The sequence below is a fragment of the Chryseobacterium sp. GW821-FHT04C04 genome, from assembly GCF_059420365.1.
Genome location: NZ_JBWKTO010000002.1, coordinates 605,878 through 618,373, shown reverse-complemented (window position 1 = coordinate 618,373; position 12,496 = coordinate 605,878). Strand labels below are relative to the sequence as shown.

Annotated in this window: 14 protein-coding genes; 4 read left to right on the top strand and 10 right to left on the bottom strand. The window is 36.2% G+C overall.

What is annotated here, in order from left to right:
- Nucleotides 1-73 precede the first annotated feature (73 nt).
- From AC07UM_RS08935 to lpxK, 4 genes are all read right to left on the bottom strand, one after another.
- The gene (locus AC07UM_RS08935; RefSeq protein WP_494682292.1) at nt 74-526 is read right to left on the bottom strand and encodes a GNAT family N-acetyltransferase; all 453 of its coding nucleotides are present in this window, start codon (nt 524-526) and stop codon (nt 74-76) included.
- Between the two features lie 88 nt (nt 527-614).
- Nucleotides 615-1,130: a TlpA family protein disulfide reductase gene (locus tag AC07UM_RS08930; protein ID WP_494682137.1), complete on the bottom strand. Its 516-nt coding sequence runs from the start codon at nt 1,128-1,130 to the stop codon at nt 615-617.
- A gap of 201 nt (nt 1,131-1,331) precedes the next feature.
- Entirely contained in the window at nt 1,332-2,147 is an 816-nt protein-coding gene (locus AC07UM_RS08925) for a purine-nucleoside phosphorylase (RefSeq protein WP_494682136.1), read from the bottom strand.
- Nucleotides 2,131-3,156 carry a tetraacyldisaccharide 4'-kinase gene (gene lpxK, locus AC07UM_RS08920; protein ID WP_103231910.1) on the bottom strand — a complete coding sequence of 342 codons (1,026 nt, stop codon included), beginning with the start codon at nt 3,154-3,156 and terminating at the stop codon, nt 2,131-2,133. Before lpxK ends, AC07UM_RS08925 begins: the two co-directional genes overlap by 17 nt.
- A gap of 109 nt (nt 3,157-3,265) precedes the next feature.
- On the opposite strand from lpxK, the gene truA reads away from it, so the two are divergent.
- The 3 genes from truA to AC07UM_RS08905 all read left to right on the top strand — a co-directional run bounded on the left by truA (nt 3,266) and on the right by AC07UM_RS08905 (nt 6,412).
- Nucleotides 3,266-3,997, top strand: a complete 732-nt coding sequence (truA, locus tag AC07UM_RS08915; RefSeq protein ID WP_494682135.1) for a tRNA pseudouridine(38-40) synthase TruA — start codon at nt 3,266-3,268, stop codon at nt 3,995-3,997.
- A 28-nt stretch (nt 3,998-4,025) separates the two neighbouring features.
- Nucleotides 4,026-4,367, top strand: a complete 342-nt coding sequence (locus AC07UM_RS08910) for a hypothetical protein (protein ID WP_494682134.1) — start codon at nt 4,026-4,028, stop codon at nt 4,365-4,367.
- A gap of 287 nt (nt 4,368-4,654) precedes the next feature.
- Nucleotides 4,655-6,412: an ABC transporter ATP-binding protein gene (locus tag AC07UM_RS08905; protein WP_494682133.1), complete on the top strand. Its 1,758-nt coding sequence runs from the start codon at nt 4,655-4,657 to the stop codon at nt 6,410-6,412.
- Nucleotides 6,413-6,595: 183 nt separating this feature from the next.
- On the opposite strand, the gene AC07UM_RS08900 is transcribed toward AC07UM_RS08905, so the two are convergent.
- From AC07UM_RS08900 to AC07UM_RS08880, 5 genes are read right to left on the bottom strand one after another with little or no spacing between them, the layout of a single operon-like run.
- The gene (locus AC07UM_RS08900) at nt 6,596-8,377 is read right to left on the bottom strand and encodes a GEVED domain-containing protein (protein WP_494682132.1); all 1,782 of its coding nucleotides are present in this window, start codon (nt 8,375-8,377) and stop codon (nt 6,596-6,598) included.
- Between the two features lie 58 nt (nt 8,378-8,435).
- Complete coding sequence (locus AC07UM_RS08895; protein WP_494682131.1) at nt 8,436-9,050, bottom strand: class I SAM-dependent methyltransferase; 615 nt, start codon at nt 9,048-9,050, stop codon at nt 8,436-8,438.
- Nucleotides 9,047-9,640 carry a hypothetical protein gene (locus tag AC07UM_RS08890; protein WP_494682130.1) on the bottom strand — a complete coding sequence of 198 codons (594 nt, stop codon included), beginning with the start codon at nt 9,638-9,640 and terminating at the stop codon, nt 9,047-9,049. Before AC07UM_RS08890 ends, AC07UM_RS08895 begins: the two co-directional genes overlap by 4 nt.
- Nucleotides 9,630-10,100, bottom strand: coding sequence for an RNA polymerase sigma factor (locus AC07UM_RS08885; protein ID WP_152290252.1), 471 nt, complete (start codon nt 10,098-10,100; stop codon nt 9,630-9,632). The genes AC07UM_RS08890 and AC07UM_RS08885 overlap by 11 nt, the downstream gene beginning before the upstream one ends.
- Nucleotides 10,100-10,951: an alpha/beta fold hydrolase gene (locus tag AC07UM_RS08880; protein ID WP_494682129.1), complete on the bottom strand. Its 852-nt coding sequence runs from the start codon at nt 10,949-10,951 to the stop codon at nt 10,100-10,102. The genes AC07UM_RS08885 and AC07UM_RS08880 overlap by 1 nt, the downstream gene beginning before the upstream one ends.
- Before the next feature lie 337 nt (nt 10,952-11,288).
- On the opposite strand from AC07UM_RS08880, the gene AC07UM_RS08875 reads away from it, so the two are divergent.
- Nucleotides 11,289-11,786 carry a GNAT family N-acetyltransferase gene (locus AC07UM_RS08875; RefSeq protein ID WP_494682128.1) on the top strand — a complete coding sequence of 166 codons (498 nt, stop codon included), beginning with the start codon at nt 11,289-11,291 and terminating at the stop codon, nt 11,784-11,786.
- Nucleotides 11,787-11,810: 24 nt separating this feature from the next.
- Here AC07UM_RS08875 and AC07UM_RS08870 read toward each other — a convergent pair whose 3' ends face one another.
- Nucleotides 11,811-12,485 (bottom strand): DUF4919 domain-containing protein, encoded by a 675-nt coding sequence (locus AC07UM_RS08870; RefSeq protein WP_494682127.1) that lies wholly within the window; start codon nt 12,483-12,485, stop codon nt 11,811-11,813.
- Nucleotides 12,486-12,496: the final 11 nt, after the last annotated feature.

Sequence of the window (12,496 nt, the reverse complement as noted above, 5' to 3'; positions counted from 1 at the left end):
AATTAAAAAAATAAAAGTTATTCTTAGGACATACACTACTTCCATCTTCGATCTTCCTGCTTCAAGCCTTTTTCTATTTCAGTCTCATGGTGAGAAGGTGAGGCTCGAAACCTGCTTTTTCATAAGCTTTTATGGCAGATTCGTTTTGGGCATATACATCCAGTCTTATCTCGCTGATTCCTCTCGACTTTGACCAGGAAATAAGTTCATCAGTAATCACTTTATTGATTCCTTTTCCTCTGTGTTCCGGCTTTACGTACATAAATCCCAGATAAGAATACTTCTCAAATTGATTGTAATATTTTTCCGATTTTTTGATCAGGGCATATCCTGATGCAATAATCTCGTTATTCTCTTCGGCAACGATTACGGTTGCATCTGGAGATTGTATCAGAGACTTTAAATCATAATAATGAATTTCTCCTTCAATAAGTGTACTGTTGAAAGGTCTTTCTGCAGTAACAACTCCCTGTTCGAATTCTAAAAGAATTTCTAAATCCTGTTCTTTGGCTTCTCTTGTGATCATGGTGTTCAATAAATAAAATTTTAAAACTCATTGAAATCTACTGATTTTCAATGAGTTTTTATGTTTTTCGAATTAAAATAAATGACGGTTATTTTAAAAGTCTGTTTATGGTTTGCTGAAGTTCAGGGTCTTCAGGTGATATTGCATAATATTTTGCAATAGATGATTTCTGATCAATCACCATGTATCTTGGGATCCAGTTAAGATCTACATAGTTATTGAAATCATTTTTCCATCCGGAAGCAAACCAATAATTTTCTTTGTTTTTCATATCAAATCTTTCCAGACTTTTCTCAAACCCTTCTTTTGAACGATCTAATGATAGAAATACAAAATCAATATTCTTGTTATTTTCTTCCAGTTCCTTCGCTTTGGGAAGGGCATTTAAGCAATCTCTACACCATCCTGCCCAAAAATCGATAACCAGAACTTTTCCTTTATGCTGATCAAGAATCTGCTGGATACTAATGGTTTTTCCATCTTCATCTTCCAGTTTCTGTTGTAACGCTTCTTTTGAAAATCCTGTTTTAAGAGTGGCAGGAACTTTTTGTGAATAGCTTATCCCAAAAATACCCAACATAAAAATTACTATCAACTTTTTCATCTCGACAATTTCATTTGTACAAATCTAAACAATGAATCGCAATCTGAGATTGATTTCTGTTGAATTAGGAAAAATTTATAATATTGATGAATTCTATGGGGTATGAGAGTGGACCACCCCGTCAAAAACTCTTTGAATTTTCGCCATCCCTTTTTGGGAGGTGAATATTGTATCTTCGGTGGTAATATTTGTGAAATATTTTTATTGATAGTTTTTAATCAAACCTTTTACAACGGCAATTACATTGGGCATTGCTTTATTAGCAGCATTCAAAACTTCTTCGTGAGAAACGGCAAAAGCTACATCTGGTCCGCCAAGGTCTGTGATTACGGAAATACAGAAAACATCCATTCCCATATGTCTGGCAACGATTACCTCCGGAACGGTGCTCATTCCTACCATATCACCACCAATGGCTTTGATCATACCATATTCGGCAGGAGTTTCAAAAGTTGGTCCTTGTAATGCGACATAAACACCCTGATGAATTTTAATATGATGGTAAGCAGCAGCCTGTTCTGCTGTGGCAATCATTTTTTTGTTGTAAGGCTCGCTCATATCCACAAAACGAGGTCCAAGCTCATCAATATTTTTTCCACGAAGGGGATGCTCAGGCATCATGTTGATGTGATCTTTCAGAATAACGATATCGGCAACACTATAAGCAGGATTCACTCCGCCGCAGGCATTGGAAAGAATAAGATTTTGAATTCCCAGCAGATGAAAAACTCTTACAGGGAAAGTTACAGTTTCCATTGAGTGCCCTTCGTAATAATGGAAACGGCCGCTCATCATCAGAACTTTTTTCCCTTCCAGGAGTCCATAAATGAGCTTTCCGGTATGCCCGGCTACGGTGGTTTGTGGAAAATGGGGGATGTCTTTGTATTCTAAAGAATGAATAGGTTTTATTTCATTCTGTAATTTTCCCAGTCCGGATCCTAAAACAACTGCAAAATCAGGGGTTTCCTGAATAATATTTTTAATAAAATCTGCAGTCTCTTTAATTTTTTCTAACATAATCTAAGATGATTTGATTGAATTCTTCTTTCTTATCAATAAGTACATTGATAGGCCAGTAGTAAACAATATCTCTAAGATAGTCAAAAGTTTTCAGACGTACATAATCTTTCTCTGTGGTTAATATCAGTTTATATTCTCCTAATTTTTTATACTCAGCAACGATTTTTTTAATATCGTCATCGGTGAAATTATGATGATCTCTGAACTTTAAATGTTTTACCCTTTTTGAAAATTTTGCAAGATGTTCCAGAAGCGGTTTAGGATTGGCGATTCCGGTGATCAGTAAAATATCATAATAATTCAGGTTGTTATCCGGAAGCATTTTATCTTTTCCGTATACATTTTCGTCATAACCAATGGATGAAAAGAAAACTTTCTGTCCGTAAGAAGGTCTGATTCTTGAAATGTAATACCTTTTTGTTTCCTCAGTAAGCTCATCAGGACATTTACTGACCATAATGATGTCTGCTCTTTTGTAACCGGATCTTGACTCTCTGAGATCTCCTGCAGGAAGCACATAATCTTTAAAAAAAGGATCATTAAAATCAGTCATCAAAATATTGAATCCAGCCTTAATAGCTCTATGCTGCATGGCATCATCCAATACTAGGACCTGAAGATCCATATCATCAATTACTTTTTTAGCTCCGGGAACACGTTCTTCTGAAACAGCAATAACAAAACGGTTTTTAAAACGTTCAAAAAGCTGCATGGCTTCATCACCTACCACTTTGTAGTTGCTTTCGTAATTGGTTACTTCATAACCTTTGGTCAGCCTTCCGTAACCCCGTGAAAGTACGCCGGTTCTGTAATGTTTGGATAAATACTGGGCAAGATACATCACCATGGGTGACTTTCCGCTTCCGCCCACAGAAAGGTTTCCGACATTGATTATCGGTGTTTTGAATTTTGTCGACTTAAAAATTCCCAGATCATACATCGTGTTCCGGATACCCGTTACCAAATGATAACCAAGGGAAAAAGGATAAAGGTACCATCTTTTCATACGATTGCAAAAATAGGAATTTTCACAAGCATTTTGAGCAATATTCTCAAAGACTTTTCAATAAATATTTCATTAAATTAAAGTATTTTTGTGGAGTTATTATAATACATTGAGATACTTTATAGAATTTTCTTACAACGGAAAGAATTATTTTGGCTACCAGATACAGCCGGATGCTATTTCTGTACAGGAAGAACTGGAAAAAGCACTTTCCACGATTTTAAGGGAAGAGATTAAAACGACAGGGGCAGGTAGAACGGATACAGGTGTTCATGCCAAAAAAATATTTGCCCATTTTGATACAGAGCAGGAATTGAACGATCAGTTTCCGCGCAGGCTGAATAGTTTTCTGCCGCCTGATATATCCATCAAAAGGATTTTTCCGGTAAAAGATGACTTTCACGCCCGTTTTGATGCTACTTACAGAACGTATGAATATTATATCTCGCTGGAAAAAAATCCATTCACACAGGAATCTGCCTGGCAGCACTGGAAAAGGACTCTCGATATTGATAAAATGAATGAGGCCTGCAAAATTCTTTTTGAATATGAGGATTTTACCAGTTTCGCAAAGTTAAAGACTGACAACAAAACCAATATCTGCAAAATGTATAAAGCAGAATGGAAACAAAATGGAACGGAATTGAAATTCACCGTTTCGGCCAACCGTTTTCTCAGAAATATGGTTCGTGCTATTGTCGGTACCATGGTAGAAATAGGAACCGGAAAACTGCAGCCGGAAGATCTTCGTCAAGTGATTGAAGATAAAAACCGAAATGCAGCAGGAACTTCAGCACCGGGACATGGATTGTATCTGGTGGATGTGGGATACGAATTTTAAATAAAAAACTAAAAACAAAATAATAATCATGTTATCAATCTTTATTCTTATCGGTGCCTACCGATATTACGCACAATTAGCAGAAAGATTTGGGAAAACAAAATGGCACTACGGTCTTCTGGCAATAGGTATTTATTTGGGAACCCAGATTATTTTAGGACTCAGCTATGGTGTGTATTTAGCTTCAACAGATCCTAAATCTTTAGATAATGTAAATTATACAGGTTTTTCAGGAATTAATATTCTAAGTTGGCTAATCTCTATTGTCGCAGTTTGGGGAGTTTATAAACTTCTTGAAAACAAATTTATAAGAGAAAGGCCGACAAAAACAATTGAAATTGAAGAAATAGGGAAGACTATTGATCAGTAAGAACAGAAACATTTTTCTTTTTAGTATCAGAAATTAAGATTCCAATAGTACTGGGATTTCAAAGAGTTTGCAGGCAGAAGTCATTTCATTTGTGAAGAAAAAAATTGGGAAGCCGCAGAAGGATATGTTTTGGACTGGGTACAAAAGAATGCTTAATATATTCATATTGTAAATCATAGGTATCTGAAATTTTCTATGACGATTTGTTGAAGTTGTAAAGGCTGGCAATTTATAAAGTCTTATTTTTGCATAGAATTTTATTTTAATTCTTTCTTTCGATTCGTACAATGAAAAAACAAGATACCTGGGGAATTATAAAAAGGCTGTTCTTTATCGGAATGAAATTTCGTTCATGGTTCATCCTTACTCTTGTAATTTCCATCATCCTTTCAATAGTTTCTACTTATAGACCTTATCTTACCATGCAGGTGGTGGATAACGATATTACAAAGCTGCATGATAAAGCTTTGATGATGAAACATATCTATATCCTTGTAGGGTTAGTATTTGCAGAAACGATTTTAAACTTTTTCCTGGTGTATTTCTCAAATTTTATCTCGCAGAATGTGATCCGGGATATAAGAGAGAGGTTATATGCCAAGCTGATCTATTTTAAGACCTCATTTTTTGATAAAACACCTATCGGACAGTTAGTAACGCGTGCTGTAGGAGATGTGGAAACAATTGCGACGGTGTATACAGATGGTTTCCTGATGGTATTCGGGGATATTCTGAGGATTTTGTTTGTATTGGTAATGATGTTCAGTACCAATGTTCACCTGAGTTATATTACGCTGGCTATTCTACCTTTAATGGTTCTTATTACAAGATTCTTCCAGAAAAGACTGAAGAAAGCTTTTGGGGATGAAAGAAACTGGACGTCCAACCAAAACTCTTTTGTTCAGGAAAGACTGGCCGGAATGTCAATTATTCAGGTATTCAACAGACAGGAATCCGAGTTTAAGAAATTTGATGATATCAATATTACATTGAAAGGAGCGTTGTTGAGAACGGTCTTTATTTTCTCACTATTCTTTCCTGTAGTGGAGCTTATTTCTTCATTATTTATAGGATTTATCCTTTTCTACGGAGGTTATATTACGATCAGTGCCGGAGTAGTGATTGCCTTTATTCAGTATATTTCAATGTTGATCCGTCCTTTGAGACAGATTGCAGACCGTTTCAATAATATCCAGAGAGGAATTGTAGGAGCAGAAAGAGTGTTGGGATTAATGGATGAAGAAAATTCAATGCCGAACCACGGAACGGTGAAGAAAGATCATTTTGCCGGAAAAATTGAATTCCAGAAAGTGCATTTTGCTTATGATGAGAAACAGGAAGTTCTTAAAGGAATTGATTTTAAAGTAAATCCGGGCGAAACAGTAGCGATTGTAGGGGCAACTGGTGCTGGAAAATCTACTATTATCAGTTTGATCACAAGGTTATATGATATCAATTCCGGAAATATTCTGATTGATGATGTGGATTTAAAGGATTACGAGCTTTATAACCTGAGAAGCCATATCGGAGTGGTATTACAGGATGTTTTCCTTTTCCATGGAAGTATTTTTGAAAACCTTGCCTTCGGGGACGACAGCATAACGCTTGATAAAATAAAAGCTGGAGCCAGAGAAATTGAAGTAGATAAGTTTATCGAGCAGCTTCCAGGGGGATATGATTATATAGTAAGTGAAAGAGGTTCATCAATCTCCTTAGGTCAGAGACAATTGCTGTCTTTCCTTAGAGCTTATCTATCCGATCCGAAAATTTTAATTCTGGATGAAGCAACGTCTTCCATAGACCACGAAAGTGAAAAACTGATTCAGAGAGCAACGGAAAAAATTACCAAAAACAGAACGTCCATTATTATTGCCCACAGGCTTTCTACGATTGAAAAAGCGGATAAGATCATTGTAATGGAGCACGGGAAAATTGTGGAAGAAGGCAGGCATCTTGATCTTCTTGATAAAAACGGATATTACTCTACTCTGTACAAAGCCCAGTTGCGTCACGAAGTAGAAGTGGAAGAAGAAAAGGAATCATAATACAGGAAGAAATGATTCCTGAGAAATTATATAAACAAAAAAGAGAGCCATCAATGACTCTCTTTTTTTATGACGCAGGCTAACCATTTAGATTGATTATTTTAACCACAAAAGCCATAAAAGTATTTTAAAATGAAAGCTTTTGTGACTTTGTAAAGTTGAGACTGCTTTTATAAATGAATGTTAGAATTTTAATTTTTTAGTGATCACTTTTCCATCTTCCAATACTGCTGTTATAGTAATAACCAGATTCTTCTGATCAACCGGATATTTGAATTCTGAAGATTTGACATCTGTTTTTCTCATCAGTAACCTTCCTGAAGCATCATAAATATGCACTGAAGAGATTTTCGTATGACTTCTTACCGATACAGAATTTTCATCTTTAAAAATAGAAGGTGAATTTTTCAATCCTGCATTTTCTACTGCCAATAAGCCCTGAGATTCAATAATTACAGAATAATCTTCCACCTGTCCGTATTTTGGAGTATAGCACGCTGTTACAGCTGTTCCATTGAATTCCCCAATTACTCTCATCCTTAAAGGAGTATTGAGAACCGCATTGGCTGGAGGTGTTACCTGAGCGGTCGCAAATGAGCCGTTACTCACTCCGCTTTGGTTAAGAACCAATTCTGTGGATTCACTAAACTGACCGTCATTATTATAATCAATATACGCTTTGATAACGTGAGCGTTGTTTGTTCCCGGAGCTACAGTAAGGGTTGTAGCGGAGTTTTGAGGAATAGTGGTTTTTGAGATCCCTGAGCAATAAGTACCGGTAAAGTTCTCATAAAAGTTATTGGCAGCCTGTTTAAAATTACTGGAGTAATTGTTGATGCTGCCGAATTTTACTGAAGTAATCCCTACATTGTATCCCCCAGGATTCGTGATTGAAGCAGGAGTACATGCATTCGTTAATGTTGCACTGTTATTAATAGTAGTTGTAGATGCTACCGGTGAATTGATTAATGACAGTCTGTACTGTAAAAGCTGTGCCGTTGCTCTGTCAGTCTGCCCCTGGGTAAATAAATTTCTGAAGCAGTACGTATATGCCATCACATTTCTCTCACCTCCACTGTATAACTGACTGGTGCAAGGGTTTATCTGTCCTGTCTGGCAGGTATGAGGAACAGTAGAGTGATAAAGGCTTTTCATAGGCTCTGTATCACAAACAAGATCTCCATCCAATGTACAATCGTTGTTTACAGGGCAGTCTCCTGTCGTTTCATTATATCCCTGATGCGTATGTCTGAGACCTAGAGCATGCCCGAATTCATGGGCTAAAGTCTGAGCATTCACTGCAGAAGCACTTGTAGCCATAAAAGCATAGTCATTGCTTCCTCCGGGATAATAGGCAAAACCATTCAGGCCTCCGGAGTTGGATGTTAATTTTTTAACAACATAGATATTGTAATATTTTGAAGTGTCCCACATTCCCATTGCGGTAATCTCAGAAGCCGTTACAGCATTGGTGGTATTGTCGTTATTTACCCCTCCGCTTACATATTTGGGAAGTGTGGAAGCATTGATTCTGTTGATTCCATTGGTCGCATTACAGCTGGGATCCTTGGTTGCAAAAACAAATTTCACAGGAAGAATAGCACTTGTTCCGGACATACCACTGCTAGAGTTGCCGGCAAAAACCCCGTTGGTATAATTTACCCAGGCAATGATATCGGCATCAGACTTATTATTGGTAGTACCTACAGCGCTTCCATCTCCTACAACATGTACAACAACAGGAATTTCATACACCTGGTTGTTAAGTTTTGAAGCGAGCTTTCCGCTTTTGATCATTTTTGATAATTTCAGGTTGAAAGCATCATCCTGTGCTTTCTCCTCCGGATACCTTTCATAATGTTTTTTCATTAATTCATCAGTTCCGCACTCTTGAAATTCCACATTTTGTGAATAAAAATGAGAGCAGAATGCTCCTGAAATAAGCAGAAATAATAATTTTTTCATAGTATTTTTCATTTAAGAGTTGTGAATCTAAAAATAAATAAAAAATACTTATAAATAATTAAAGCTTTTTAAAACTACAGAAAACAAAATTCTGAGTGGTTCCAAAAGGAGTCATATGATCTTCAGTCATACATTTTATCTTTTCAAAATCTGCTTCAAATTTTCCGGATAATGATTCTTCATCATACTGCTGAATATCCAATCCGCTGCATTTGGTAGGACCGTTTTTGGAAAAAGTTCCGAGGATCATAAAGTTATTCACATTCTTCTCTGCAATATCAATATATTTTGCAACCTGTTCCGGAGTTGTCAGGAAGTGAAATGCAGCTCTGTCATGCCAGATGTCATAGGTTTCCATAGGTTGGAATGAAGTAATATCTGTGGCAATCCATTTTACTTTAGCGGCTGCATCTCCCAGTCTTTCCTGTGCTTTTTCCAAAGCTTTGGCGGAAATGTCAAGGACTGTGATGTTTTCATAGCCTTCTTCAAGAAGAAAATCAACAAGATTGCTGTCTCCGCCGCCAATATCGATGATGCGGGCTTCTTTTCCCAATCCTGATGACTTGATAAAGTCAAGCGAGGTCTGAGGTTTTTTCTGGGTCCAGCTTACCTGATCAGGATTTTTGGTTTCGTATACGTTTTCCCAGTGGTTTTTGTTGTCAGAAGAACTCATGAGTCTTTTAATTGATTATTGATCTCTTCAAATTTATTGATTAATTCGTTAAGTTTTCCTTCTTGTTTCTTTATTGTTCTCGGTCTCAGATAAAACCAGTTGAAAGCAATCCATGCAAATGTTACGGCATAGGCCAGAATACCTGAGCCAAGAGTCATTTTTGAAGTATATTCATACATATAGAAGCAAATTCCCAGAAAAAGCATGATAAAATACAAGTTAAGTATCGTTGTCTGCATAAACTTCTGCTTGCTTTTTACCACATATAAGCTTTGGAGATACTCATTATTCGACTGTGTCTGGTCAATTTTGTAAAACACCATAAACATTTTGTTATAGGCAAACAGGAACATAACCATGGCCAGAATAACCAGTACGATACCGATCTTTGTAGTAATCATTTGAGGCTGATAATGATACCAGATGAAAATAATTAATAATGAAGTGGTGATTAAGCCAATGTTGGCAAAGATCAATCTGCGTAGATTTTGGTTTCTGAATTTTTTCAGCTTTCCGAGAAGCTCTTCCAGATTGGGTTTGCTGGAAGTCTGCTGCTTCCATATATTTTTGAAATCTATATTAGTAGCCATTTTCTTTAAACTTTTGGGTTAATTTTTCTTTTATCCTGTGAATTTTTACCCGGATATTAGATTCTGAAAGTCCTACAATGTGGGCGATTTCAGCCTGCTTTACCTCTTCCAGTTCCAATGAAATGATGATTCTGTCCGTTTCGGGCAATTCTGAGATAAATTGATACAGCAATTGTATCTGAGGTTCTATGGATTCCTGCTTTTTCTCTTCCAGATTGATGGGTAAATCAGTTTTGGTAAATTTCTTTTCTTTTTCAATCTGCCGGAGACAGTTATTAGAAGCAATTCTGAAGATCCATGTTCCTACACTGGATTCATTCCTGAATTTCGGGAGCTGCTGCCATACAATGATAAATGTTTCCTGAGCAAGATCCTGAGCGAGGTCAGTATCATTCACATATCCCATGCATAGACGGAATATCCTTTGCCAGTAGAGTTCGTATATCTCCTCAAAAACCATTATTTCACAGATAAAAAGTGAGTAAGCTGATTAAAATACCAATCTTTATCATCATACATAATGAAATGTAAACCTTTTGAAGCATACCGTATGTTAGTGTTTTTCAAATTTTTATATTGCTCTTCAATTGAAGGTTTTAAATTTACGAAAAATGACTCCAAAAGAATGAGCGAAGGGCATTGTACATTTTTTATTTTTTCTCTGAGATCAGTATTGGAAAAATCACAGTACATTTTGGCAAATGTTTTTCGATCTGATTTCATACTCCAGCCGATCACAGTTTCCTGCATAGAAGGATCAGCCAATAGGCGTGGAATAGTCAGAGTCTGCATTTTACGAAACTGGTCATCATCCATAGCTGTTAATTTCTCGATGGTAGAGGTACAGTCATTGTTTTCTTTAGAAGTAAAATTAGGATCAGATAATGCTGCCAGACAAGGTAGAGTGTCTACAATGATGATCTTACCTACAAGCTCCGGATAGTCTGCTGCAATTGCGAGAGCAAGACCACCTCCCATGCTGTGTCCGATGATAATAGGTTTATCAATTTTATTTTTCTTTATATAAATGGCAATTGCTTTTTCCCAATCTTTAAAACTGGCATCTGCCTGTGGTTTTGTTCCTGCAAACCCGGCCATTGTTAAGGTGTAACAGGTAAAGTTTTTTTCAAATTTTGCAGTTGTTTCGTTCCATACATCTCCTGAGGAGGCGAACCCTGGAATAAATAGTAAGGACTGAGTTCCTTTTCCGGTTTTCTTTACTTCAAATGGATATGCTGTTTCCTGTCCGAATATATTGCATACTGCTAAAAAAAATAACATGATGATAAGAAGGAATGTGAATTTTTTCATGATTTCTAAAGTTTTAAGGTTTATTTGTCTTTTAGAGACGAACCCTTTAAAAATGTTACAGTAAATTTTATTTTTTTTGAAAAAAATTTAAAACTTATTACTGGTTGTTGTTGTAAGTGATTGTAATATAGTATTTTAATGGTGTTGGTTGTAATGGAATATAAATAAGGAGCTAGTAGTGCTGGAAGAAAAATCTCCATAGTAAAAAAGTGAAAAAAAATAACTTAAGTAGTGTCTATGTGATGTAAAAACCTTTGAAAATGAATATTTTACTGTATATTTATCACATCCTGATCGATTAGGGAGTTTATATCCATAAGCAAAATAAATTTTAAAAATGAATTTACCACCATACGCAGATTTCCCTACCATCATCGGAGACACGATTATACTAAGAAAAATAGAACCCAGTGATGTTCCTGATATCATTTCTATATCATACTATGATGCTGTAGCTGCTGCCAGTGTAGATGAAGCATTAGCAATGCAGGATAAAATCAATGCAGATTATGCTAAAGGAGATTCTATACACTGGGGAATAGCAGATAAGTTTTCCAATAAAATTGTAGGGACTTGCGGCTATTACAGAGGGCTGGATCACGGTGAGGGAGAGCTGGGCTGTGTGCTTCTTCCACAATATTATGGGAAAGGGTATATGACGCAAGCAATCAAAATGGCTGTACAATTTGGGTTAGAGACTATAAAACTCACTCATGTAGGGGCAATCACCTCTAAAGATAAGGCAAGCGCAATAAAACTAATGGAACGCCTGAATTTTGTAAAGATCGCAGATTTACCAGATAATGAAATTGAATACCAGTATATTACATCTTGACAAACTCAAAATACTAAAAACAGATTAGTCTACTATTCTTCCGTAAAACCTGCTGATATCAAAATAAAATCCTGGGATTTTATATTTGCCTTTTTCAAATTCCTGATAGTCGCATTTTCCGTTGTGGCTTTGTGCCTTGGTTTCCATTTGAAATCTGTTCAAAAGCACATATTCATCAGTAACGGAAATGACATGAAAACCTGTTTCACATTTCAAACCATCACCGGAAGTAAGAATTGCTCCTAATAATCCGTGGAAGTTTCCTGCAATTTTTTTGGCAGTGTCATCATCATTATTCAAATGGTACAAATAAGCGAGATAGTTCATGGCACGCAGATCCAGTGGGTTTTCATCCAAAGCATCCAGAAACAGCTGGATGCCTTTCGAAAGATCTTTTTGTGAAATACCTTCACCGCGATAATATTTGGCTACTTCTTCCGCTTTCTTCCCTATTTTATAAGGTTTATATTCTTTTTGAAAGGTATAGCCGAAGTAAAGATGACGGTATTGATTGCTTGTAAGAAGCGTATCATTCTTTTTTAAACTTTGTAAAAGTTTCGGATAATAGAATTCTGAGTTTTTATTCTCAATGTTTTTTTGAATTAAAGCATAATCCGGTGCTTTGAATTCCAGCTTCTGAGCTTGTAAAAAGCTAAGCGGTATTAAAAAGAATAATAAGAAGAATGCTTTGATATTCATGGATTGTATAG

What these genes read in the sequence shown, in the direction of transcription:
- AC07UM_RS08935 (WP_494682292.1), bottom strand. Translation starts at nt 526, where the DNA reads ATGATCACAAGAGAAGCCAAAGAACAGGATTTAGAAATTCTTTTAGAA.
- AC07UM_RS08930 (WP_494682137.1), bottom strand. Translation starts at nt 1,130, where the DNA reads ATGAAAAAGTTGATAGTAATTTTTATGTTGGGTATTTTTGGGATAAGC.
- AC07UM_RS08925 (WP_494682136.1), bottom strand. Translation starts at nt 2,147, where the DNA reads ATGTTAGAAAAAATTAAAGAGACTGCAGATTTTATTAAAAATATTATT.
- lpxK (WP_103231910.1), bottom strand. Translation starts at nt 3,156, where the DNA reads ATGAAAAGATGGTACCTTTATCCTTTTTCCCTTGGTTATCATTTGGTA.
- AC07UM_RS08910 (WP_494682134.1), top strand. Translation starts at nt 4,026, where the DNA reads ATGTTATCAATCTTTATTCTTATCGGTGCCTACCGATATTACGCACAA.
- AC07UM_RS08905 (WP_494682133.1), top strand. Translation starts at nt 4,655, where the DNA reads ATGAAAAAACAAGATACCTGGGGAATTATAAAAAGGCTGTTCTTTATC.
- AC07UM_RS08900 (WP_494682132.1), bottom strand. Translation starts at nt 8,377, where the DNA reads ATGAAAAAATTATTATTTCTGCTTATTTCAGGAGCATTCTGCTCTCAT.
- AC07UM_RS08895 (WP_494682131.1), bottom strand. Translation starts at nt 9,050, where the DNA reads ATGAGTTCTTCTGACAACAAAAACCACTGGGAAAACGTATACGAAACC.
- AC07UM_RS08890 (WP_494682130.1), bottom strand. Translation starts at nt 9,640, where the DNA reads ATGGCTACTAATATAGATTTCAAAAATATATGGAAGCAGCAGACTTCC.
- AC07UM_RS08885 (WP_152290252.1), bottom strand. Translation starts at nt 10,100, where the DNA reads ATGGTTTTTGAGGAGATATACGAACTCTACTGGCAAAGGATATTCCGT.
- AC07UM_RS08880 (WP_494682129.1), bottom strand. Translation starts at nt 10,951, where the DNA reads ATGAAAAAATTCACATTCCTTCTTATCATCATGTTATTTTTTTTAGCA.
- AC07UM_RS08875 (WP_494682128.1), top strand. Translation starts at nt 11,289, where the DNA reads ATGAATTTACCACCATACGCAGATTTCCCTACCATCATCGGAGACACG.
- AC07UM_RS08870 (WP_494682127.1), bottom strand. Translation starts at nt 12,485, where the DNA reads ATGAATATCAAAGCATTCTTCTTATTATTCTTTTTAATACCGCTTAGC.